The organism is Serratia sp. HNCC26DJ244, from assembly GCF_057180565.1.
In genome coordinates this window covers 46,065-69,680 of record NZ_JBXUGO010000020.1, presented here as the reverse complement: position 1 = coordinate 69,680, position 23,616 = coordinate 46,065, and the positions used below count along the sequence as shown (strand labels likewise).

Sequence of the window (23,616 nt, the reverse complement as noted above, 5' to 3'; positions counted from 1 at the left end):
GCTGCTTAAGCCACCTCCAGCTTGGCATAAGCGGCCACTAGCCACTTGATACCTTCCCCGGGAAAAGCCACCTGTAAGCGGCTATGTTCACCGCTCCCTTCGAGGTTAACGATGGTGCCCTCGCCAAATTTCGGATGGCGCACGCGCTGCCCCAATTTATAACCGGTATCACTTTGGCTGATGGGTGTGCCCATGCGGCGATGGCTTACCGAGCGGGATACGCTGGCGCGTAAGCGCACCTCTTCGACACACTCCTCAGGGATCTCACCAATAAAGCGAGATGGCCGGTGATACACCTCTTTGCCATACAGACGGCGGGTTTCTGCATAGGTCAAGGTCAGTTTCTGCCTCGCTCGGGTCAGCCCCACATAGGCCAGCCGGCGTTCTTCCTCCAGCCGCCCTCCTTCATCCAGTGACATCTGGCTGGGAAACATGCCCTCTTCCATACCGACGATAAACACCTGCTGGAACTCCAACCCTTTGGCTGAGTGCAAGGTCATAAGCTGTACGGCATCCTGATAAGCATCGGCCTGGCCTTCGCCTGCCTCGAGCGCAGCATGGGACAAGAATGCCTGTAACGGCAGCAGATCCTGATCTTCATCCTGATAGCTGTATTGGCGGGTGGCTGTAACCAATTCTTCCAGGTTTTCAATCCGAGCCTGACCTTTTTCACCTTTTTCCTGCTCATACATCATAAACAGCCCGGAATCGCGGATCACCCGATCAGTTTGTACATGTAGCGGCATGTCCGCCGTTTCATGAGCCAATGAATCCACCAGTTCGAGAAAACGCTGTAATGATGAAGCAGCACGGCCTGCCAGCACTTTATCCTGCAACAGTCCACGCGTAGCCTGCCACAGCGTCAATTGACGGTCTCGCGCCGTTTGGCGTACCACATCCAAGGTGCGATCACCAATGCCACGGGTTGGCGTATTCACCACCCGCTCAAAAGCAGCATCATCATTACGGTTGGCTATCAGACGTAAATAGGCCAGTGCATCTTTGATTTCCTGGCGTTCGAAGAAACGCATCCCGCCGTAGATACGGTATGGCATCGCCGTTTGCAGCAACGCTTCTTCCAACACCCGCGATTGGGCATTACTACGATACAGCATGGCGCAATCGTTCAGTGCCCCCCCATCATCTTGCCAAGCCTTGATACGGTTAACCACAAAGCGCGCTTCATCCAGTTCGTTAAAGGCACAATAAATTGAGATCGGCGCTCCCTCGGCCCCCTCAGTCCACAGGTTTTTCCCCATACGCCCATCGTTATTGGCGATCAAGGTATTGGCCGCTTTCAGGATGTTACTGGTGGAACGATAATTCTGTTCCAGACGGATGGTTTGTGCCGCAGGGAAATCTTTCAGGAAACGCTGGATGTTCTCGACCTGCGCCCCGCGCCAACCGTAGATTGACTGGTCATCATCGCCAACGATCATCACTTTACCCTGATCGCCAGCCAGCAGGCGGATCCAGGCATATTGAATCCGGTTAGTATCCTGAAACTCATCCACCAAAATGTTGCTAAAACGCTCGCGATAATGGTTGAGGATATGTGGTTTGTTTAGCCACAATTCATGGGCTCGCAGCAACAGTTCAGCAAAATCCACCAGCCCGGCTCGGTCACAAGCCTCTTGATAAGCCTGATAGATGCGTAACCAGGTGGCCTCCACCGGGTTACCGTAACTTTCAATATGCTGCGGGCGCAGGCCGTCGTCTTTTTTGCCGTTGATGTACCACATCGCCTGACGTGGCGGCCACTGCTTTTCATCAATATTCAGAGCGCGAACAATACGTTTAAGCAAGCGTAATTGATCTTCACTATCAAGGATCTGGAAATCGGGCGGCAGGTTGGCATCCATATGGTGAGCACGTAACAGGCGGTGCGCCAACCCGTGGAACGTACCGATCCACATCCCTCCTTGGCTGGTGCCAATCAAGTGCTCAATCCGGTGACGCATTTCTGCTGCCGCCTTATTGGTAAAGGTCACCGCCATAATAGAGTAGGGGGAACAGTTTTCTACCGCTAACAGCCAGGCAATGCGATGCACCAGTACCCGGGTCTTTCCGCTACCTGCACCGGCCAACACCAACAGGTTGCTGCGTGGGGCGGCCACGGCTTCACGTTGTTTATCATTCATGCTGTCGAGCAGATCGGAAACGTCCATAAGCACCATTAATTGGTAAAGGGAAAACCGCCTTTTCGCGCACTTTCCACTGGGGATTTATACAGATTTAATGCAGATTATACTCAAAAAAGTCTGCGTTGCATGACAAAAACACCCTACGCTGTTGCTTTTCACTGACTGAATCGGGGCCACCCTTGACCATCAAGATAACAAGGCGGTCAACGATGCCAATTGAGAAATTTCGATATGGGGAAGCAAGCGGCTATCATCAGCCTGCATCAGGCTACGTTGGCGGTCGTTGATCCAGCAAGCTTGCAGGCCAGCACGCAATGCTCCCGCCACATCGGTTGTCAGGTCATCGCCCACATGCAAAATCTGCTCTGGGGCCATTGCCAACCGCTGTGCGGCTAACTGATACATATCCTGATACGGCTTGGCACGACCATCTGGCCCGGAACGCAGCACAAACTGAAAATAACCCGCCAACCCGCACAGCGCCGGGTCTACATTGCCATTGGTGATCGCCACCAGCGGGTAATGCCGCGCCAGTGCCTGGAGCGTGGTATGAGTGGTTTCTGGTATCTCGATACAGCTGCGCCACAACGCAAAGTTCTGCATGGCGGCATCCGCACCAATGGTGGCCTGGGCGTCACGCAATCCCTGGCGGCTCAGTGCCAGGTGTACGGCCCGCCAACGCCACTGAGTCACGTCGTGATAAATCTCAGGTTCCTGCTCACGCAGTTCCTGACGCAAGCGGTAAAAATCCACCGATTGAAAATGGCTCAACCCGGGATGGTAATTTTGCAAAAAGGCGATCGATTGTTGTTCTGCCTGTTTGATCACCGGGCGATTATCGTACAGCGTATCATCCAAATCGAAAGTAAGCGCAGCCAAAGGACGCAGCGGACGGTAAAAATGCATCAGGATTTCCCCCGTTTGGCTCGTGGATGAGCAGCATCATAGACATTTGCCAGATGTTGAAAGTCGAGGTGGGTATAAATTTGTGTGGTGGTCAAGTTGGCATGGCCAAGCAACTCCTGCACTGCACGCAAATCCCCACTGGATTCAAGCATATGGGTGGCAAAGGAGTGGCGTAGTTTATGCGGATGGACATGGCTGTTAACCCCCTGTTTGACCCCCCATTCGGCAAAGCGCTTTTGCACATTGCGTGCCGAGATACGTTTACCCTGGTTGGAGAGAAATACCGCATCATCCAGTGGTGCAAACAGATCTCGCAGCGCCAACCAATGCTGCAACCAAGTGACTGCCGTGCGGCCTAGTGGTAATTTTCGCTCTTTACTGCCCTTCCCCATCACCCAGATTTCACCGGCGACCAAATCCATATGGCGGCAATCCAGCCCCACCAGCTCGGCAAGACGCAGCCCGGCACCATACATCACCTCAAGCATCGCGCGGTCACGTACTGCTAACGGATCGTTAAGGTCAATCTCCAGTAGTTGGTTAACTTCATCAACATCCATATTTTTAGGTAAATGGCGACCACTACGGGGTGTGCGGATGCCCTTTGCCGGGTTGGCACTCAACACGCCCTTACTGACCAGCCAATCAAGAAAGCTCCGCAGGGCTGAAAGACGTAGCGCCAGGCTGGAAGCATGGAGCCCGGCACGTTTACTGCGTACCGCCAGTTGGCGCACTCTGGCTGCATCAAGCATCGGCCATTCACTGACGCCCAGTTCAATCACCATACTGATCAAGGCTGATAACTGGCGCTGATAACTGATTTGAGTCAACGGGCTAAGCTGGCGCTCAACCTTCAAGTAGCGTAAAAACGCGTCTACCGGCTGCTGCAGGCTCGCCACACTGGGGGTCATATCCGTTCTATCCAGCGTTCCAGCAATTCTGGCAGCATAGAGGCCAGTTGACCCAGCATCGCGGTGCCCATCCCTGGCTGATAGTGTTGCGCATCACGGCTACTGAAGATCACCATACCCAGCTCCCCCTGTTCCCCTAATAATGAGAGGGCGACGGAACCAATTTGCTTCGCCTGTGGTAATAGCAATAACAGCTCTGGGCCATTGAGTTTCCCCAGGTAATGATGCTGATTGCCCAAACGTTGAATACGCAACGGTTCAAATGCGGAACGCACCAGACCAAGATAAGTAAAATCCGACGGTGCCCCAATCTTCCAGCGATCAGTAAACAGGCGGATATTGGCGCCCGCCAAGCCGAATTCCCGAGCCCAACGCTGCAAGCGGTTCAGCATATCTTGCAGGCAACTGGCTGTCGCTAAATCCCCCTGCAAATCTAGCAATCGCTCGAACAGCATTTCATTAGCGCGCGCCTGCTCCATCAACAAGGTGATCTCTTCTTCCAGCCGAGTGATATGGTTACGCTGACGTGCCAGTTGCCATTCCACTAACGAAACTGAATCTCGCACAGGATGAGGCACCCGCATCTGCTCTACCTGGCGTGCATTGCGGATAAAGAAATCGGGATTGAGTGACAGGTATTGCATCACGATGTCGTCATCAAGCTCAATGCCTGCCACTGCCTGCTCTTCGATACGTTTCATACGTCAATGGGCTTCATAGATGAATAAATCCGTCATAAACATGCGTGGCTGGGCCTGTCATAAATAGCGGATGTCCTGGCCCTTTCCAACTGATATACAGACTGCCACCAGGCAGGTCCACCTGCACCTCTTCTGACAGTAACTCCTGTTGGATCCCCACCGCCACCGCAGCACAGGCGCCACTACCGCAGGCTTGTGTTTCGCCAGCGCCACGCTCATAAACCCGCAACCTGATATGTTGCTGGCTGACCACTTGCATAAAACCAATGTTCGCCCGCTCTGGAAAACGCTCATGCCCTTCCAGCACCGGCCCCAATAGCTCCACTTTGGCCGTTTGTACATCATCAACCTGTATCACACAGTGCGGATTTCCCATAGAAACCACACCACATAACACGGTATGTTCAGCAGCGCGCATGATGTAGGTTTTTTCCGCTTTGCTGGCACGAAACGGCACTATCTGCGGGTCGAAGTTCGGTTCCCCCATATTGACGCACACCCGATCATCGTCGGTAACACTCAACACCATGCGGCCAGTTTGAGTGCTGACCCGAATATCACGCTTGCCCGTCAACCCCTTTAATCTGACAAAGCGAGCGAAACAACGAGCACCGTTACCACATTGTGCCACTTCACTGCCATCAGCATTAAAAATACGGTAATGGAAATCAAGATCAGGATCGTAAGGGGGCTCTACCACCAACATTTGGTCAAAGCCAATACCCAAATGCCGATCCGCTAAACGGCGGATCAGCTCAGGTGAAAAGTAAACATTCTGGGTAACGGCATCAACCACCATAAAATCATTACCCAAACCGTGCATTTTGGAGAACTGCATATCATACTCCGCTATCTGGACGCACTACCCGTCGTCATTCAAGTTGCAGGCAGGCGGCGACTAAAATCCTTCTGGTCTCCACTTGGGCTGCTGCCAGCGTAAACCCATCACTGCGGGTCGTTCATTGACGGCTGCTGCTGCGTACCCGCAGGTTGCTGCTGGTTTTTACTGACCTTATCCGTGTTGGTGGTCGGTGGTGTTGCCGGTTTGTCTTGCGGCGGAAAATAGAGTGGGCCTTTCAGACCACAGCCAGTCAGCCCCGCCAACATCATGCCCAGTAATACATAGCGTAATTGTTTTTTCATTTGCATTAATGCCTGTAATTCATGCGTCCAAGATTACTATAATCGCAGGTGGATCATGAAAAGCAATAGGAATCGATAATGAACGATAGCGAGTTTCATCAATTAGCCGACCAATTGATGCTGAAAATTGAAGAAACCTTGGATAATTTTACCGGGGATGCGGATATTGATTACCAAACACAAGGTGGCGTAATGACGCTGAGTTTCGAAAACGGCAGCAAAATTGTTATCAACCGCCAGGAACCGCTGCATCAAGTGTGGCTGGCCACCAAAACGGCAGGCTACCATTTTAATTACCATCAGGGTGTTTGGCTCTGTGACCGCAGCGGAGAGGCATTTTTCTCGTTACTCACTGAGGCAGCCAGTGCTCAGGCGGGTGAAGCGGTCAGTTTTGTTTGATTAGGCTGGGGCCGATACCTCACCGGCCCCGTGATAAACCCGTGTTATGGGGTACCCGTGACAATGGAATACTGATTCGGCCAGGTCAAAGCAAAGACCACTGAGCATTGGCTATTCCGGGGATAATTCCCATGATCTCAAGGGGAAGAACCTTGCCTGGTTGGGTTCCTGCGTCTTATAACATTTACGGTGACAACACACGCCTACGGTGACAACACACGCCGAGCACAACGTCTCGCCGCCGCCATCAGCTTCGTTGAAAGCCTACCGATAAAATCAATGTAACTGGAATTGCTGTTCCAGCGGCGGAACCGGGTTACCGTCAGACATAGTCACGCACAAACTGGATAAGGCATTACTGCGGAATGGGATCACCTGAGTCCGCCCATCGAGTTGTACAATCTGATAAAATTGCGGCAAGTTGAAATTAATAAAGCTGGAACCGTAAGTAAAACGATCATGGGAAGAGGAATAGAAACGGCTGACATCACGCACCAACTCCTCTTTGCTTCCCTCGCAGTGGTGATAAGCCTCCACCCGGTTAGATTCATCCAAAATATAGATATTAAAGCCTTGCTGGCCGGTTAAATCTTCAAAGAAGAACTGGATAATCCCCTCGCTGGCAAAACCATCAATGACCGGTGGCAAATGCAATTGGTCCGTTTCCACTTTGATCGACAAGCCATGCAGTTTATTGTTGGAGATCGCCCCATAGAACTCCACCGCATTTTCCAGTTTTTGTACCGACACACTCAGGCGTTCAAAAAACAGCCCCCAGGTTTGCCCAGCAACACGCACCGCTTTAAACCGCCCGGGCTCAAGACGGGTACTGGAGAGGCGTAATTCAATACACTCGGAAACCAACTGCTGAATACGGGTACGAATCAAGCCACGCAAGTGCTGACTGTAACAGAACACCTCCACGGTTTCCGGTGGTGACGCATCCTGATGCATCTTGCCAAGAATGGTTTTCAACGCCTCAAGCACCGACTGCTCACCACTAAAATGCAAAGTGCGCACTTCATTCCATGAGTTACGATAGAGCAGGTCAATACTCCCCACCAGACACTGCTGTTGTTGACCAAAACTGAATACATCCAACTTGCGGAAATCAAAATGGACCACTTGATTACGGAAAGCGACCGTCGGATCCTGTTCCAGATTGACGATGATCGCCAAATGACGGATCTCACAAGGACTGTAGAGTGCTTTTGGGGTGGGTCCCGCCAATCGTAGGGGGAAATGGTGTGAAACATCAGCCACCAATTCGTTCAGTTTGGCTAAGTCGCAGATATCACTGCTCTTGATATGCAAACGCGTTTGTGGCGCCAGCAAGCCGTTAAAGTAGGCCCAGGCCACCAACTTGTTAAGATAACGGTTATATTCTAGTGGCTGATGACTGACTATAGCCCTCATTTCGGGTGCCTGATTGTACAGATACCAACCAGTGCGATTGGCGCGACCAACAGGCACGTGAATGAAGGTTAAGTCGCTTTCTGACAGATCCGGAGAGATCTGTGGGTTCACCAACGTCACTTTACCCGGTAATGCCTCAAAAGCCGCATACAGTTTACGCGTCAGCACCCCGATATCCTGGGGACTGGCACTGATACTGAGATTATTGCGACGGGCAAAACGGATCAGGTTGCGGTAACTCTGCATCATCGCATCCAACAGCTCGTTATGAGCCTCACGCACCGTCTCAATCTTCCAGTCAGCGCGACTATCGAGGACCGCCAACCGCTGTTCACTCCACCCCCATTCACTCACCAGTTGACCAAGAATTTCACGTCGCCAGGGGATATCCGCCACATTGGACGCCGATAATTTTTCGCACACCTTTAAGTAGAAGCAGCGACGAGCCAGATCAAGGCGGGTAGTATCATTGATTTGCGTCAGATAGTGAGTGACACGTTCGAGCATCATGCAGTAGGCATCAAGGCCAAAGCAGACTATTTCCCCTTGGTGTAGGTGGTGTTTGATATCCATCGCCAATAACTGAGTATTCGGGTATTCCCATGAATAGGCTTCAAGTAATAGGGTTTTCAACACCGCTTTATAGGGGGAATCAATACTCTTATACAATTGCCACAGGCTGGCACCAAAGTACTCTTCTGCCGACAGGGTACCCAATCCACCAAGATCGAGCCACTCATTGGGAGTTAGTGTTCCCTGCGCATACAGCGACAAAACATATTCATCGTAGTGTTCTTCTTCTTCGCTTGGCACCATGTTCCACAAGATGCGTTTCCCTGCCAGGCGAACGGCAGTGCGATAAAATTCATCCAGCAACAGAATGTGCTGGGTTGAACCGCAATCCTCACCACTAAGACTGCCACTTTCATTATGACGGAAACGGTTTTCATCGATCAGGAAGAAGCTGACTTCTACACCCATCGAAGCCGCCCATTTTTCCAGTAAGGTGCATTTTTGTTGCAGGCAGTGACGTTCTTCGTTATCAAGCCAAGATTGGTGACACACCCAAATATCCAGGTCTGAAGTACAACTCTGACCGATTGAGGAGGTACTACCCATGGAATAGAGACCGGTGATCGGCAGTTCCCCTGAAGCCATCACTTCAAAAGGACTTCCCCATTTATCTTCTAAATCATTGAGATAGTTTTGTTGAGTTTCATCGGGGGTGTAGAGGCAAATACCATGTGGAACGTTACCATTCAGGTAGCCAGGCAACAGTGGGTGATGATGATGCAATAATGTAGGCAGCAGACTATAGACCCGTTGGAACGCAGGCTTCATGGCCGCCAGAGCGCGCTCAACACGTAATTGATTGATCGCATCCAGTCTTTGTTTCAATGTCTCGATGTAGAGGTACAAGACGTCTCGCCTGATTGTGCCGATACTTGAAAAAAACCATATTCCCGGTGCGTCTTTAGTATTAGATAAGTATTTGACGACTTATTATCGGAAACGTGATCAATCTAACATCTTGCTGATTGACCGTAAAGCAGCTAAAGAGAACACGCTGCGTTAAAATCCTCCGAAGCGGGGTAGCCACTTAAAATTGTGTGGTTAATTGCCTATGACGGCTAAGGACACAGCCCGCTACTCAGTGGTAGGATGGAGAGCGAGTAATAAAAATGGTAATCCGCATGCTAGACAAGATTGTTCGAATTGCTACCCGCCAAAGCCCGCTGGCTCTCTGGCAGGCACATTATGTTCGCCAGCATTTACTGGATAATCATCCCGGTTTGCAGGTAGAACTGGTGCCCATGGTCACTCGCGGCGATATTATTTTAGATACGCCGTTGGCCAAGGTGGGTGGAAAAGGGTTGTTTGTCAAAGAACTTGAGCTGGCTCTGTTGGAAGGGCGGGCAGATATCGCTGTGCACTCAATGAAAGATGTTCCGGTCGACTTTCCGGCTGGTCTGGGGTTGGTCACCATTTGTGAACGTGACGATCCGCGCGATGCATTCGTTTCCAACCATTTTGCCTCGCTCGACCAACTCCCCCTGGGGAGTCGAGTCGGCACCTCCAGCCTACGTCGGCAGTGTCAGTTGCGCCAACGTCGCCCTGATCTGGTGGTGTGTGATCTGCGTGGTAACGTCGGTACCCGGTTGGCGAAACTGGATAAGGGTGAGTACGACGCCATTATATTGGCTGTCGCCGGGCTCAAGCGCCTGGGCCTGGAACAGCGTCTAAGCAGCCCAATCAGCCCCGAGCAATCCTTACCTGCGGTGGGTCAGGGCGCGGTGGGTATTGAATGTCGCCTTGATGATGAGATAACGCGCGCCTTACTGGCCCCGCTCAATCACCATGAATCCGAAATCCGTGTCCGAGCGGAACGGGCGATGAATACCCGCCTGGAAGGGGGCTGCCAAGTGCCCATTGGTAGCTATGCGGAACTGACGGGGGAGCAACTGTGGTTACGTGCCCTGGTGGGTAGACCCGACGGTAGCCAAATAGTACGTGGGGAACGCCGTGGCCCAGCAGCGATGGCCGAACAGATGGGGGTGGAACTGGCTGAAGAACTCCTGGCCGCTGGTGCCCGAGAGATCCTGCATGAGGTTTATCAAGGATATCCCGCCCTATGACCATTCTGGTAACCCGCCCCTCCCCTAACGGAGAACAATTGGTCAGTCGCCTGAGTGCGCTTGGCCGGGTGGCTTATCATGCGCCATTGATCGATTTCGCTCCTGGCAGCGATCTGATCACATTGCCTCAGGCACTATTGCAACTGAAAACGGGTGATCTGGTATTCGCTTTGTCACAACATGCGGTAAGCTATGCCAGCTCAGTGATCAACCGTGCTGGACTTCAATGGCCAGCCCACTTGTCCTATTATGCTATTGGTCGTACTACTGCACTGGCGTTACACCATATCAGTAGTCGCTCGGTAGAGTACCCGCGTAAACGCGAAATCAGCGAAGTCCTGCTGCAGTTGCCTGAATTACAGCAGCTCGCAGGTAAACAGGTGCTGATCATGCGCGGCAACGGGGGGCGGGAGCTCCTTGGCGATACCTTGGCTGAGCGGGGTGCGGGGGTGAGCTATTATGAATGTTATCAACGTTGCCCGATTCACTACGATGGCAACGAACAAAGTGCTCACTGGCAACGGGCGGGGGTCGATACACTGATCGTCACCAGTGGTGAAATGTTACAACGACTTTATACATTAGTTCCTGACTTCTATCGTTCTTCTTGGCTATTACAGTGCCACTTGATAGTTGTTAGTGAACGTCTGGCTACCCTCGCCCAAGCATTGGGATGGCGCTCAATTCGGGTAGCTGACAACGCAGATAATGACGCGCTGATACGCGCAACAATAACCTGACTATGGGATGTGCCACTATGACGGAACAAAATACTCCATCCGCCCCGGTTGAAGAGCCAACCCCGGTGGCCGAGAGAGTCCAGCAACCAGAGACTGACAGCCGGAAAAGTAAAAGCGGTAGCGGCCCGGTACTGGGGGCAATTGCTATCGTGCTGGTCATCGCACTGGGAGTGGGAGGCTATTATCACACGCACCAGCAAGCCCAGGCGTTGATAGCCGCAAACCAGGCATTGCAGCAACAGTTGACGCAGTTGCAACAGAACCAGCAACAGGAAAAGAGTGCGCTAGAAGGTTTGGTACAACAGCAGGCCAAAGCGCTGGATGCCACCAGTGGTGAACAAGCGGCATTAGGCCGTAAATTGAATGAATTGCATGACAAAGTCGCCACTCTCTCCGGTAATGATGCCAAAACCTGGTTACTGGCTCAGGCTGACTTCCTGATAAAAATGGCGGGTCGCAAACTATGGAATGATCAGGACATTACGACCGCTGTCATGCTGCTGAAAAGCGCCGATGCCAGCCTGGCGGAAATGAACGACCCCAGTTTGATTGAGATCCGCCGAGCCATTACCGAGGATATTTCGTCACTCGCCGCGGTAAGCCAAGTTGATTTTGATGGCCTCATTCTGAAGGTCAACCAGCTATCGAACCAAGTGGATAATCTGCGTTTGGCAGATAACCAGCGTGATGGACATCCTATGGAGCAGAACGACAGTCAACTGTCGGGCTCACTGAGCGAATGGCGCCAAAACTTGACCAAGAGCTGGCATACGTTTATGGCGGACTTTATTTCCATCCGCCGCCGCGATAGCGGTGCTGAACCGTTATTGGCACCAAATCAAGATATCTATCTGCGTGAAAATATCCGTTCGCGCTTGTTGATCGCCGCGCAGGCAATACCTCGCCACCAAAATGAGGTATATAAACAGTCGCTGGAAACCGTTTCAACCTGGGTTCGCGCTTATTTCGATGGCAATGACCCAGCAACCAAAGCGTTTCTGGATGAGTTGGATAGTCTGCTCCAGCAATCAATTTCAATGGATGTACCGAGTCAGCTCAAAAGCCAGCCTCTACTGGAAAAACTGATGCAGACCGAGGTGCGTAATCTGTTGAGCCAAGCACCTGCTACTCATCAGGAGGGATAAGCTATGTTACGCGTGCTATTCCTATTCCTGGTGCTAATTGCCAGTGTCGTGGTGGGGCCAATGTTGGCCGGTCACCAAGGTTACGTGCTGATCCAAACTGACAATTACAATATTGAAACCAGCCTCACCGGTCTGGTGATTATGGTGATCCTGCTATTCTTGGTGCTGTTTGTCATTGAATGGATATTACGCCGTATTTTCCATACCGGTGCCCGTACACGCGGCTGGTTCGTTGGCCGCAAACGCAGCCGTGCTCGCAAACAAACCAAAGCCGCATTGCTCAAGCTGGCAGAAGGTGATTACAAGCAGGTTGAAAAACTGCTGACCCGCAATGCCGATCACGCTGAACAACCGGTAGTGAACTACCTGTTGGCCGCAGAAGCCGCCCAACAACGTGGGGATCAGTTCCGTACCAATCAGTATCTGGAACGTGCCGCAGAGGCCGCCGATACCGATCAACTGCCCGTAGATATTACTCGTGTACGTCTCCAGTTGGCTCAGGGGGAAAACCACGCAGCACGGCACGGTGTTGACCGTCTGCTGGATCTGGCCCCCCGTCACCCGGAAGTGTTGCGACTCGCTGAGCAGGCTTATCTAAGCACTGGCGCTTATACGTCTCTGTTGGACATTCTACCTTCGATGAGCAAGATCAAGCTGCATAGCGAAGAAGAGATTCAGGCTCTAGAACAACAGGCTTATATCGGTCTAATGAATCAGGCAATGGCAGATGAAGGGAGCGATGGGCTGAAGTGTTGGTGGAAAGATCAGAGTCGTAAAATACGCCATGATGTCTCACTGCAGGTCGCCATGGTAGAACACCTGATTGAGTGTGATGATCATGAGCTGGCACAAGAGATTGTACTCAGTGGCCTGAAACGTCAGTATGATGACCGATTAGTGTTACTGATCCCACGCCTCAAATCTGACCATCCGCAACAGTTGCAGAAAGCCTTGCGCCAGCAGATAAAACTGCATGATGCGACCCCATTACTCAACAGCACATTAGGCCAGTTACTGTTGAAAGAGGGTGAATGGCAGCAGGCCAGTGACGCATTCCGCGCTGCATTGCAACAGCGCCCTGATGCGCATGATTACTCCTGGTTGGCCGATGCCCTAGATAAACTACACCAAGCCGATGAAGCTGCGCAAATGCGCCGCGAAGGATTAATACTGACGTTGAAGCAAAACGGCGAGTAATCAATCTGTCGGTCTCTAATGAATGGCTCAGCACTCAAATGCTGAGCTTTTTTTTTGCTCTGACTGCAGGACAAAAAAAAGACACTTGCCATCAGGTAAGTGTCTAAAAGAAGCAATCAGGTCTAGGACAACTGAGTCGGTGCCTCACTCAACGTTATGCCCGGAGTGTGATGGAGTCGTTGCAAGCAACGTTTTCATCGTTCTGGTGGACAATAGGCACCCTAAAATCGGCTCTGCATCATTCCTGGGTTTATGAAGCCTAAGGCAAACATAAGAAATGGAATGAGCATCTACGTAATAGACAATGCACTTGTCATGCCAACTTATGAAAAATGAGTGCTGATTAAAATAAAATTATTTATCTTTATGAATTTTAATGTTTTTTTATTTCAACCCCAACTTCCCCCAAAATAATCGGTTTATCGGGTATTCTCAAATGTGCCCCGCTTGTCTCCTTAAAACGACGATATAATTGAAAATTTATTTTATTGTTTAAAGTCATTGTATTAGCTGTCTCAAACTGGCGACAGCAAACCCAGAGATAACAGACAAAAGGAGACAGATTAGAATTTATCCCCAATGGCCTACTTGAAAAGGATTGATTTTAGGTATAAACCCGTCACCAATGAAACTGCAGGGTTGTTGACTAGTTTATCAAGTTGAACACGGTCACCGTCATTGGTGTGGGTAAACGTGAAAATGATGGCATCTACCACATCACAAAACAGATAATTTGATCCCCCAGAATCGCTGCCGTTTTGTCTCATCTTCTGTAAGCGGCCTTAAATCAGCATCTGTTTTTTATCCATTGACTGCGCAACACTGCCTCTGCGTTCATTTAATACAGAGGTGATAGGATGAAATCACAACAGCGTGCTGATTTTTGGCGTGAACAAATTACTCTCTCGCAAGCATGTGTGGCGCGTACACCTTGATATAAGTGCAGAAAACCATGCAAAACTAAAAATTTACACGACCCAACAAGGGAAGTCGATAAAAGATATTCTGAGTGAGTTTGTAGAACAGCTACCGAGCTAATATTCAAATTTAATGGTGTTGTAAGCGAGATTTGAGTTTCAACCGTTTACAATCCCAATAGGTTGATAAGCAGATATTCGGCTGATTTCTCTATGAGCAGGTTTGCATAGTCGGTATTAATCTGCAAATTATCTGCTATTTGATAATATTTATCTTTATTCGCTTGTATATGCTGTAAGGCGAGAATTAGTTTTTTTAAAACAGTGGAGCCATAGTGTTCTTCGGCCTTGCTAAGTGCGCGTTTAGGTATGTCCCCCCAAGCTTCATACATCGCAATAATATCAAATATATCCTTGCATTGACCAACTAAGCATCTATCAGTATTTGCAAGTAATTTAGTATAAAAACAAGTCTCTCTATCTATGTAAGGTACAGGAAAAATATTGCGAGGATCTGCTACCAACTGATAGTTGTCGAAGCTAACAATCTCAAGTTTGACTTTTACTCCCTGTAGATCCAGAAACGTCCTGACTGCGTATCGGTCAAAGCTGATCTCTCTTGCATAGTTGAACTCTTTCTTTACAAGCAACCCTAGGGAATCAGATGTTACTTGCTCTCGCACAGCTCGATATGAGTCCTTATTAGGGCACAAAAAATCGACATCAACAGACTCTCTGTACTCATTGATCTCAAGAGCAATCCGGGTGCCGCCGCCAAAGAAGATGGCGTTTGTAACTAAAAAATCGGCGTTGAAATTATCCAACGCCGACCTGATTACTTTATGATGTGGTATCTTATACTGAATCACGCAACATTCTCTTTATGCGGCCATGAAAAGACCATTACCGTAAATTTCAGTAAGTTCATCAATGAGATGAAGTTCTTTTGGGGCTATACGCTTCTTATCAATAAAGCCCCAGCGCTCTTCATACATATGAAAAGCCAAGTCTGCCGGAATTTTCTTGGCGTGATAATCCCAAAGCACACCATCCAGTTCCGGATACTCGCTTCGAATAATTTCACCCATAAAGTCACCTAATAGTAGTAGCTAGTAGCATTCAAATTCGGTTAAAAAACACCCACTATCATTATGCGCCAATCTACTAAACAGGTCAATAATTTTGACTGGGAATGGACTTTCCCGGGGTTTGAAGTCCAATGAGGCTAAAACCTACGCTAAGCCGTCAGATTAGGTTTCAGACCATTGTTATCTCTAATCCTTGAGTAAATCGCTTCCGAAAATTATTGGAGAGAATACCTGCTCCTCTCTAGGGAATGTATCGATGAACAAAATTGTGGGGATCCCTCAGGCTACCGGCAGTTTTGTCTCATCCTCTTAAACGACAGACGAAAAAAAACCTGCTAAAAAGCAGGTTTTTTCGAATTTGGTCGGCGAGAGAGGATTCGAACCTCCGACCCACTGGTCCCAAACCAGTTGCGCTACCAAGCTGCGCTACTCGCCGATTTGATGTTGCTGATACTAGTGAATTTTTAAGCTTATGTCTATGTAAATCTTAAAATTTATTAGACATTTTGTGTGGTGCGAAGAGAGGGACTTGAACCCTCACGTCCGTAAGAACACTAACACCTGAAGCTAGCGCGTCTACCAATTCCGCCACCTTCGCACAGTCACAAAACAGCTTTTAATTCATCATTTTACGTTAGTCATACTCTGTAAAATGGGGTGGCTAATGGGACTCGAACCCACGACAACTGGAATCACAATCCAGGGCTCTACCAACTGAGCTATAGCCACCATTGTTACTTTACTTCACGCGGTAATCATACCACCGCAGCTCCTGCGCACAAAATTAATGGCGCGCCCGACAGGATTCGAACCTGAGACCTCTGCCTCCGGAGGGCAGCGCTCTATCCAGCTGAGCTACGGGCGCGTAGCGCCGTTGCGGGTGGGGATACTACGGTTTTAAACCCTTCCTGTCTAGTGCTTTTTCTCAGAAATGGTGCGTTTGATTACGCTTTGTTCACTCAACCCGCAGAAAGGCCCCTTCAAGGCTTTTTTAGCTGCCTGGGTTCCCCACATCGTACCCGCAAACAACCGCAAACAAGAGGTAAGCCCAATAGGGGCTCACATCTTGCCGCTATAGTAATAACCGACAAATTTCAGCAACCGCAACTGACGGCGAATACGGCTTGGTTGGCTGAGCAAGCGGTAAAGCCACTCCAAACCAAGATTTTGCCAAACCTTAGGGGCACGCTTTACATGACCAGTAAACACGTCGTAAGTACCGCCTACGCCCATATACAACGCTTGTGGATGCACCTCACGGCAGTCACGCATCAGGATCTCCTGTTTTGGCGACCCCATAGCCACAGTGACAATCGCCGCGCCACTGTCACGAATGCGTTCGAACAGCGCTTCCCGCTGTTCCGGCTTGAAGTAACCGTCCTGGCTCCCCACCAAATTAACGTTCCACTGGGTGCGTAGCTTTTGCTCGGTTTCCGCCAATACTCCTGGTTTCCCCCCGACCAGAAACACCGGTGTGTCCTCCTGCCCGGCCCGTTGCATCATGGCTTCCCACAAATCCGCCCCCGCCACGCGGGAAACCTGCGCACCAGGATATTTACGGCGGATCGAACGCACGATACTGATACCATCTGCGTATTTATATTCTGCTTGGTCAAGCAGTCCATGCAGTGCCGGATCGGTTTCCGCATTCAGGATTTTTTCAGCATTCATCGCCACCAGAGTGCCTTGCTTAACCTGGCCACCCTCAAACAAAAAATCCATACACTGTGCCATATCACGAAATCCCCATAAGCTAAAACCACGTAGCTCATAGTTAGGAACCGAAATGTTTGCTTCCATTGTTACTCTTTCCTTTGCAGAAGAGAGTTGGCAGTCGCCGCCAACCTACGCTTACGCATCACACGGGCTTTAATCAGCCCAGCAGCATCAAACAGCCAGTACAGTAATTTTGCCAATACCAGACAAGCACCAAAAATAATACAGAAGAACACCACGCGCGAGACAAAGGAATCTACCCCCTCACGCGCCAACACGATGATATTGAACACCGCACCAAAACAGAACCCCTGCAAAATAGCCGCTTTATAGCGGTTCTGCTCATTTCTGCCCAGCTCATACAACCAGTCAAACCACTTGATAATCAGCCCCACCGCCACGGCACCCAGCGGGATAAACAACCAACCGCCCATCACCACCAGTGACCCAATCAAGGTCGGGGAGATCGCCAACCCGGAATGGTTATCCAGCACTTCCCAGGTAAAGTAGTTGGCGGTATTCAGCACCAAGTCCGGCCGCCCAGGCCATAGCCAAGCAGGAATGAAAACGTAAAAATCACGGGCAATCGGTGCCAGCCCCTGAAAATCAATCTTGTCGTAATTTTGCAATAATAATGCCAAGTTTTCCCAGGGTGAGAAGGTATCTCGTGTCAGGTAAAGGAAAGTATAGAGTGCCTCCGCACCACGGACATCCAGGCTGTAGCGTTTCAACGCCAGCCAGAACATACCGACAATACCGAACACCCCGGCCGCCACCAGCATCCACAACGAAATCCAGCCACGCACAATGCCGATAAACAGGAACAATGAGAAAGCGATAATGATGTTGGCGCGGGTCCCCCCCACCACCACGTAGGTCAGAATACCAAAGGCAACTGTCGCCAACAGGAAAGCAAACCAGGCGCGCAGATCCTGTTTAAGGAAATAGACCACCAGCATCGCCGGGATGAAAAAATAGAAAAAACGCTTAAGCGCTACTCCCGCCACATCGCTGGAGAAAATCTGGCTATAGGAATTGAGCTTGAACAACAGAAAGCCGTTCTGCATAAAGAAGATGCCAACGGTGCCCATGGCCACCAAGGCCAATAGTATCCAGGTCAGGTTGGTTTCCACACGGTTCATGGTAAACAGCGGCTTATGCGACTGTTGTTTGCTGCGTTTACGCAACCGCGTCTTGTAGCTAACGTAGTAAATCGCATAAAAGCTGGTTGCGGAAAGAATGGCATACAGCAGATATTCTACCGGGACCACCGCCACATCAAACTGGAAAACCAGCAGGCAAGTCAGTGGAAAACCGAAGTAAAACGTCAACAGATAGAGCAGAGAAAAAAAGACGTTGAAATTAAATCGTACACGCCGAAACTCCTGATACGTCAGGAACAGTACAAACAGCGCGCCAATCAAATAGACGACAAACAACCCACCAAACTGCGCCAGGGTCATGGGTTTTCTCCTGCTGCCAGCGCCAGAGCCTGCTGCCAGCCATCAACATAGTTCGGATTAAAAAAGGCAATGGCTTGTTTATCCAAGGTGGCCAGTTGGCGTTGCGCCTCACGGATGACGGTTTCATTCAACGGGTCACCATAAAACAGTACTGGCAAATGCTGTTCAGCCAAATCCTGCCAGAACGGGTTGTTACGGCTCAATACAAACGGCACGCCAAACTGAATAAGCAGACATAACGTACCTATACCTTGCTGGCGGTCAAAGATAAAGTAACCGAGATCGCATTCACGCAAGATATTGAGATAATCATCAAACGCCACCTGTTGAGTCAGCAGTTGTAGATGCTGTTCACCAAACAATTTCACCCCAACGGCACGCACTTGCTCAATATAGGCCTGATTATTGGCGGGATATCCCATGGGGATAATCACCTGCACATCCGCGCCAAATTGCTGATGGATAGCCTGTAGCGCTTCGATATGGCGATTAGTTTTATCACCGGAGTTGCCCAGCAGAATGGTCATCGGTCCGGTACTCTTTTTGTTGACCTCAATCCCCGTCAAGCTTGGGTCCATCCGCGTAGGGAAATAGAGCAACGAGCCAGGAACCCGCCCATGGCGTTGCCGGTAGTGATTTAAATCTCCCCGCGTCGCAAAGACATGGTGCACGCGCCCTTGGGCAATACGCCGTAGCAGGTAGAACAGACGGAATTTCCAGTGAGTGGCATTTTCATACAGGTCGGCTCCCCAGATATGCCAGCTCACCTGATGTGCTTTAATCTTGCCACTGAGCAATGCTAACCACAGCGCGGCATTAAATTGCCCATGGAAAAAGAAACGGTTATCACGGCTGGCTTGAGCGCGGGCAATCACCGCCGCAGCCAGGCTTTTCTTATCCGGCAAAACCTCGATATCCAACTTGGGATAATGCCCCAATGCGTCGGCATCTTTGGCTGCCACCATAAAATGGCGGACCTGTTCAGAGGGTAGACGCTCTGCCAGCACATCATTGAAAAAGCGCAGCACCGTCTGATTATGATGGGGGATATCAGAGCCCAGTACGTGGATCAGTGTCATCATACTCGTCTACGATAAAGAATAAATACGCCGCTACAGAGCGCGAAATACACTATATAGGTTGCCATATAAGCCTGTGTTGCACCCAACGGACCATGCAATGGGATTAGCCAGTGGGAAAACAGCGTCAGCAATATAAACTGGGTGACTTCTGCCAGAATATAGAAACGCAGTGACGCTTTGGCAATCACCAGATAACCGAAAACGTAAGCGCCCACTTTCAACACATCCCCCACCAGTTGCCAGGCAAACAGATCACGCATAGCGATGAACTGGGGTGAGAACAGTAACCAGATGGCAAAATCACGTAACAGCCAGACGGTAAAGCTGGCGGCGGCCACCGCAGGCAAGACAAACTTCAGTGAACGGATAATTTCCTGCGAAATGGCGTGCTTTTCCTGCAAGCGCGACAATGTCGGCAACAAATAAACCGTAAAAGAGGCGGTAATAAACTGCAAGTAAGCATCAGAGATACTACTCACCCCTTGCCAAATCCCCACGTCATCCCAACTGTAGTGCGCTGCCAGCAGGTTACGCATCATCACATAAGCCACCGGCAGGGTCACCGAGGTGATCAACGCCATAATGGTAAATTTGCCCAGGTGGCTCGCCAAAGCTTTATCCCAGGCCAGAGCCAGATAATGCAGCGGCAGCGCCTTACGCCGCCAAAGCATAAAGCCAGCAGGCAACACCACCAACGCGGGGACCAGGGCCAACCCGGTCAAGGCGCCGGCATATCCGCCCACCCAGAGGCATAAAGTGAACGCCAGCACACCAATAAAGCTACCGGCGATCACCGCCAGGGCATTACCCATGGCATCGCGGTAGCCTTTAATGATCGCCAAAAACAGGTTGGCGTAAGCGATCCCCATCTGGATAAATGCCACCGCGCGCACGACATTCACATACTTAGTATGATCGAACAACGCACGGCTGATAGGCTCGGCGGCCAACAGAAATATCAGCGCGAGTAACGTTGAAAAGCCCAGCACAATCGTCGATGCCGTCCCCACCGCTTTTTTTAAGCGCTGGGGATCATGGTGATATTCGGCAACATACTTGGTGATGCCGTTAAAAATACCGGCTCCGGACAGCACTCCCAGCACGGTAATCAGTTGGCGGTAGTTACCCGCCAACCCGACACCACTGGGGCCAAAGGTCACCGCCAGCATTTTAATCACCACCAAACCCACGCCTATTTTTATCAGCGTGGACCCGGCAGTCCAGATTGATGCTTTTGCCAGTGACATATCAGGCGAAGAAACTCTGGATAGTATTGATTACCGTGCGTTGGTTAACATCAGTCATGTTGTAGAACAGTGGCAGGCGCGCCAGGCGTTCGCTCTCTTGAGTAGTGAAACGATCTTCACCCGCCATGCGACCAAACATCTCACCCGCCGGGCAGCTATGCAGTGGGAGATAGTGGAATACCGACATGATCTCTGCTTCTTTCAGATAATTGATAAACGCGGTACGCTGCTGCATATCTTGCAGTTTGATATAGAACATATGGGCATTCTGCACACAATCTTCTGGCACGCTCGGTAACACAATGCGCCCGGCGTCTGCCAAAGGTTTGAATGCATCATAATAGTTATGCCACAGCTTGAGGCGACGCTGATTAATCTCTTCAGCCGCTTCCAGTTGTGCCCACAGATAAGCCGCCTGTAGGTCTGACATCAAATAGCTGGAACCGATATCACGCCAAGTGTATTTATCTACCTGACCACGGAAAAACTGGCTACGGTTGGTGCCTTTCTCACGGATCACTTCCGCACGATCAATCAACACAGGATCGTTAATCAGGGTTGCACCACCTTCACCACCGGCGGTGTAGTTCTTGGTTTCATGGAAACTGAAGCAACCAATATGCCCAATAGTCCCCAGCGCTTTACCTTTGTATGTCGACATCACCCCCTGCGCGGCATCTTCTACCACAAACAGGTTGTATTTCTTCGCCAGCGCCATAATGGTGTCCATCTCACAAGCCACACCGGCATAGTGCATAGGGACAATGGCGCGGGTCTTGTCAGTGATCGCTGCTTCGATCTTGGTTTCATCGATGTTCATGGTGTCTGGACGCAAATCAACAAATACTGGCACTGCACCACGCAGTACAAACGCATTAGCTGTCGACACAAAGGTGTAGCTTGGCATGATCACTTCATCACCAGGTTGGATATTCAGCAGTATGGCTGCCATCTCCAGTGATGCAGTACAAGAAGGGGTCAGCAATACTTTCGGGCTGACGAAATGTTGTTCCATCCATTGCTGGCAACGACGAGTAAAACCACCATCGCCACACAGCTTGCCGCTGCTCATCGCTGCCTGCATATAATCAAGTTCAGTGCCAACAACCGGTGGTGCATTAAATGGAATCATGTAAACCTCTATAGAACCAATACGCGGTGCTTTGTATAGCGGCACCGTGCCGTTGATAGAGCCGTAACGCGGCGGTATTACTTATTTGAGTCGCAACCCACAGGCGCGGCAGCCGTTGCTGCTGGCACCAATTGATCGCAGCTACCATTAGCCGTGAACCGGTCCCCTTTCCTTGTTGATGCGGAAATGCCGCCAGCAAACCAATACGGGCCTGTTGTTGGCCAATATCACGCAGGCTGACAAATCCTTCTGGTTCGCCCCCCTCTCCCAGCACCAATAAGCACTGATGATCAAAGGTACCCAACACCGCTTTCTCAATCCAGGTGGCGTAAAACCGCCCACTGTCTTGCTCCCCGTACCAAGGGGTACGGAAACGGCTGGCAGCAAATACGTTCGTCGCTGCCTGGCGCAGCAAGGGAATATCCTCCACTTGAGCCATGCGCACTGCCGGTAATAATGAAGCACTTTCCATGCCAACTTCTAGCACCAGATCAACTTCGCCCTCCGCCAACCGAAAACCCAAACCGGCCAGCCCATCGGCTAAATCAAGACGCGACGCCGGAATTTTAGCCTGAACCAGGGCATAAGCATCCAGCTCAGCGGGCACCAGCGGCGGTGCCACCTCAGAAAAATCCAGTTTGGCACTGTTGATATGGAAAAATTCGCTTTCCCAGCCCAAAGGCTCAATATTGGCGTGGACGGACATGGAGTAAATCCAGCAAATATTTGCCATAGCCGGTTTTGGCTAACACCAATGCAGCACGTTTGACACCTTCATCATCCAGCCAACCATTACGCCAAGCGATCTCTTCCAGACAGGCGACCTTAAACCCTTGGCGCTTTTCCACAGTTTGTACAAAGGTACTGGCTTCGATCAGACTGTCATGAGTACCGGTATCAAGCCAGGCAAAGCCTCGGCCTAGCAGCTCAACACTTAATTGCCCGCGCTCCAGATACATCTGGTTGATGGTGGTGATTTCCAACTCGCCACGGGGCGAAGGTTTCACCTGCTTGGCGAAGTCCACCACCTGATTATCATAAAAATAGAGGCCAGTGACCGCCCAGTTGGATTTAGGCTCGAGGGGTTTCTCTTCAATTGACAGCGCACGGAACTGGTCATCAAACTCCACCACACCAAAGCGCTCTGGGTCCATCACCTGATAACCAAATACCGTGGCACCATGCAAGTTATTGACCACGTTTTTCAGTTTCGGGCTAAAGGCCTGGCCAAAATAAATGTTATCACCCAACACCAGGCAGCTCGGTTCCCCAGCGATAAACTCTTCACCGATCAGAAAGGCTTGCGCCAGTCCGTCTGGGCTAGGCTGTTCGGCGTAACTCAGGTTGATGCCAAACTCCGCACCACTACCGAGTAAACGGCGGAACGAAGGCAGATCTTCAGGGGTAGAGATAATCAGAATATCGCGGATCCCGGCCAGCATCAGCACCGAGATTGGATAATAGATCATCGGCTTATCATAGATAGGCAGCAACTGCTTGGAGACACCGCGCGTAATCGGGTGCAAACGCGTTCCCGAACCGCCAGCAAGAACAATACCTTTCATCTTGACTCCTTGACTCACCTTCGCACTGCGAAAGTCCTTTTAGTCATAGGTTATTAAACTGTAATCAG

The 23,616-nt window shown here is 50.5% G+C and carries 21 protein-coding genes and 4 tRNA genes; 5 read left to right on the top strand and 20 right to left on the bottom strand.

The features are described 5' to 3' along the window. Nucleotides 1-5: 5 nt before the first annotated feature. The 6 genes from uvrD to lptM all read right to left on the bottom strand — a co-directional run bounded on the left by uvrD (nt 6) and on the right by lptM (nt 5,805). Nucleotides 6-2,168 carry a DNA helicase II gene (gene uvrD, locus AC2A06_RS15180; protein ID WP_484380822.1) on the bottom strand — a complete coding sequence of 721 codons (2,163 nt, stop codon included), beginning with the start codon at nt 2,166-2,168 and terminating at the stop codon, nt 6-8. 162 nt (nt 2,169-2,330) lie between these two features. Beyond that, the gene (gene yigB / locus AC2A06_RS15175) at nt 2,331-3,050 is read right to left on the bottom strand and encodes a 5-amino-6-(5-phospho-D-ribitylamino)uracil phosphatase YigB (RefSeq protein WP_023489774.1); all 720 of its coding nucleotides are present in this window, start codon (nt 3,048-3,050) and stop codon (nt 2,331-2,333) included. Continuing rightward, complete coding sequence (xerC, locus tag AC2A06_RS15170) at nt 3,050-3,961, bottom strand: tyrosine recombinase XerC (protein WP_023489773.1); 912 nt, start codon at nt 3,959-3,961, stop codon at nt 3,050-3,052. The genes yigB and xerC overlap by 1 nt, the downstream gene beginning before the upstream one ends. After that, nucleotides 3,958-4,662, bottom strand: coding sequence for a DUF484 domain-containing protein (locus tag AC2A06_RS15165; protein WP_484380821.1), 705 nt, complete (start codon nt 4,660-4,662; stop codon nt 3,958-3,960). Before AC2A06_RS15165 ends, xerC begins: the two co-directional genes overlap by 4 nt. A 13-nt stretch (nt 4,663-4,675) precedes the next feature. Then, entirely contained in the window at nt 4,676-5,500 is an 825-nt protein-coding gene (gene dapF, locus AC2A06_RS15160; protein WP_023489771.1) for a diaminopimelate epimerase, read from the bottom strand. A gap of 107 nt (nt 5,501-5,607) precedes the next feature. Then, complete coding sequence (gene lptM, locus AC2A06_RS15155; RefSeq protein ID WP_037383741.1) at nt 5,608-5,805, bottom strand: LPS translocon maturation chaperone LptM; 198 nt, start codon at nt 5,803-5,805, stop codon at nt 5,608-5,610. Nucleotides 5,806-5,883: 78 nt separating this feature from the next. Here lptM and cyaY point away from each other — a divergent pair, with 78 nt between their 5' ends. Next, on the top strand, nt 5,884-6,204 hold the full coding sequence (gene cyaY, locus AC2A06_RS15150; protein WP_473196295.1) for an iron donor protein CyaY: 321 nt from the start codon (nt 5,884-5,886) through the stop codon (nt 6,202-6,204). Between the two features lie 276 nt (nt 6,205-6,480). Here cyaY and AC2A06_RS15145 read toward each other — a convergent pair whose 3' ends face one another. After that, nucleotides 6,481-9,039 carry a class I adenylate cyclase gene (locus AC2A06_RS15145; protein WP_484380820.1) on the bottom strand — a complete coding sequence of 853 codons (2,559 nt, stop codon included), beginning with the start codon at nt 9,037-9,039 and terminating at the stop codon, nt 6,481-6,483. Between the two features lie 275 nt (nt 9,040-9,314). Between AC2A06_RS15145 and hemC the strand changes: the two genes are divergently transcribed. Genes hemC through hemY form a run of 4 tightly spaced genes read left to right on the top strand, consistent with a single transcriptional unit; the run spans nt 9,315 to nt 13,338 of the window. Continuing rightward, nucleotides 9,315-10,256, top strand: a complete 942-nt coding sequence (gene hemC / locus AC2A06_RS15140) for a hydroxymethylbilane synthase (RefSeq protein ID WP_473196297.1) — start codon at nt 9,315-9,317, stop codon at nt 10,254-10,256. Beyond that, the gene (hemD, locus tag AC2A06_RS15135; protein ID WP_484380819.1) at nt 10,253-10,996 is read left to right on the top strand and encodes a uroporphyrinogen-III synthase; all 744 of its coding nucleotides are present in this window, start codon (nt 10,253-10,255) and stop codon (nt 10,994-10,996) included. The genes hemC and hemD overlap by 4 nt, the downstream gene beginning before the upstream one ends. Nucleotides 10,997-11,013: 17 nt before the next feature. After that, nucleotides 11,014-12,141, top strand: a complete 1,128-nt coding sequence (gene hemX, locus AC2A06_RS15130) for a uroporphyrinogen-III C-methyltransferase (protein ID WP_484380818.1) — start codon at nt 11,014-11,016, stop codon at nt 12,139-12,141. A gap of 3 nt (nt 12,142-12,144) precedes the next feature. Further along, nucleotides 12,145-13,338 (top strand): protoheme IX biogenesis protein HemY, encoded by a 1,194-nt coding sequence (gene hemY, locus AC2A06_RS15125; protein ID WP_484380817.1) that lies wholly within the window; start codon nt 12,145-12,147, stop codon nt 13,336-13,338. A gap of 1,084 nt (nt 13,339-14,422) precedes the next feature. On the opposite strand, the gene AC2A06_RS15120 is transcribed toward hemY, so the two are convergent. The 13 genes from AC2A06_RS15120 to rfbA all read right to left on the bottom strand — a co-directional run bounded on the left by AC2A06_RS15120 (nt 14,423) and on the right by rfbA (nt 23,548). Next, complete coding sequence (locus AC2A06_RS15120) at nt 14,423-15,124, bottom strand: nucleotidyl transferase AbiEii/AbiGii toxin family protein (RefSeq protein WP_484380816.1); 702 nt, start codon at nt 15,122-15,124, stop codon at nt 14,423-14,425. A gap of 12 nt (nt 15,125-15,136) precedes the next feature. Continuing rightward, nucleotides 15,137-15,343: a hypothetical protein gene (locus AC2A06_RS15115; RefSeq protein ID WP_484380815.1), complete on the bottom strand. Its 207-nt coding sequence runs from the start codon at nt 15,341-15,343 to the stop codon at nt 15,137-15,139. A gap of 359 nt (nt 15,344-15,702) precedes the next feature. Continuing rightward, a tRNA-Pro gene (locus AC2A06_RS15110) sits at nt 15,703-15,779 on the bottom strand. A gap of 75 nt (nt 15,780-15,854) precedes the next feature. Next, nucleotides 15,855-15,941, bottom strand: a tRNA-Leu gene (locus tag AC2A06_RS15105). 55 nt (nt 15,942-15,996) lie between these two features. Further along, nucleotides 15,997-16,072: transfer RNA gene (locus tag AC2A06_RS15100), tRNA-His, on the bottom strand. Between the two features lie 59 nt (nt 16,073-16,131). Next, a tRNA-Arg gene (locus AC2A06_RS15095) sits at nt 16,132-16,208 on the bottom strand. A gap of 194 nt (nt 16,209-16,402) precedes the next feature. Beyond that, a complete protein-coding gene (gene wecG / locus AC2A06_RS15090; RefSeq protein WP_484380814.1) occupies nt 16,403-17,143 on the bottom strand; it encodes a lipopolysaccharide N-acetylmannosaminouronosyltransferase in 741 nt (246 codons plus the stop codon). A 2-nt stretch (nt 17,144-17,145) separates the two neighbouring features. After that, the gene (wzyE, locus tag AC2A06_RS15085; protein ID WP_484380813.1) at nt 17,146-18,522 is read right to left on the bottom strand and encodes an ECA oligosaccharide polymerase; all 1,377 of its coding nucleotides are present in this window, start codon (nt 18,520-18,522) and stop codon (nt 17,146-17,148) included. After that, the gene (locus AC2A06_RS15080) at nt 18,519-19,604 is read right to left on the bottom strand and encodes a TDP-N-acetylfucosamine:lipid II N-acetylfucosaminyltransferase (RefSeq protein ID WP_484380812.1); all 1,086 of its coding nucleotides are present in this window, start codon (nt 19,602-19,604) and stop codon (nt 18,519-18,521) included. Before AC2A06_RS15080 ends, wzyE begins: the two co-directional genes overlap by 4 nt. Next, on the bottom strand, nt 19,601-20,851 hold the full coding sequence (gene wzxE / locus AC2A06_RS15075) for a lipid III flippase WzxE (protein ID WP_484380811.1): 1,251 nt from the start codon (nt 20,849-20,851) through the stop codon (nt 19,601-19,603). The genes AC2A06_RS15080 and wzxE overlap by 4 nt, the downstream gene beginning before the upstream one ends. A gap of 1 nt (nt 20,852) precedes the next feature. Then, the gene (gene rffA / locus AC2A06_RS15070) at nt 20,853-21,983 is read right to left on the bottom strand and encodes a dTDP-4-amino-4,6-dideoxygalactose transaminase (protein ID WP_023489395.1); all 1,131 of its coding nucleotides are present in this window, start codon (nt 21,981-21,983) and stop codon (nt 20,853-20,855) included. Further along, nucleotides 21,970-22,689, bottom strand: a complete 720-nt coding sequence (gene rffC / locus AC2A06_RS15065; protein WP_484380810.1) for a dTDP-4-amino-4,6-dideoxy-D-galactose acyltransferase — start codon at nt 22,687-22,689, stop codon at nt 21,970-21,972. The genes rffA and rffC overlap by 14 nt, the downstream gene beginning before the upstream one ends. Beyond that, on the bottom strand, nt 22,667-23,548 hold the full coding sequence (gene rfbA, locus AC2A06_RS15060; protein ID WP_484380809.1) for a glucose-1-phosphate thymidylyltransferase RfbA: 882 nt from the start codon (nt 23,546-23,548) through the stop codon (nt 22,667-22,669). Before rfbA ends, rffC begins: the two co-directional genes overlap by 23 nt. Nucleotides 23,549-23,616 lie beyond the last annotated feature (68 nt).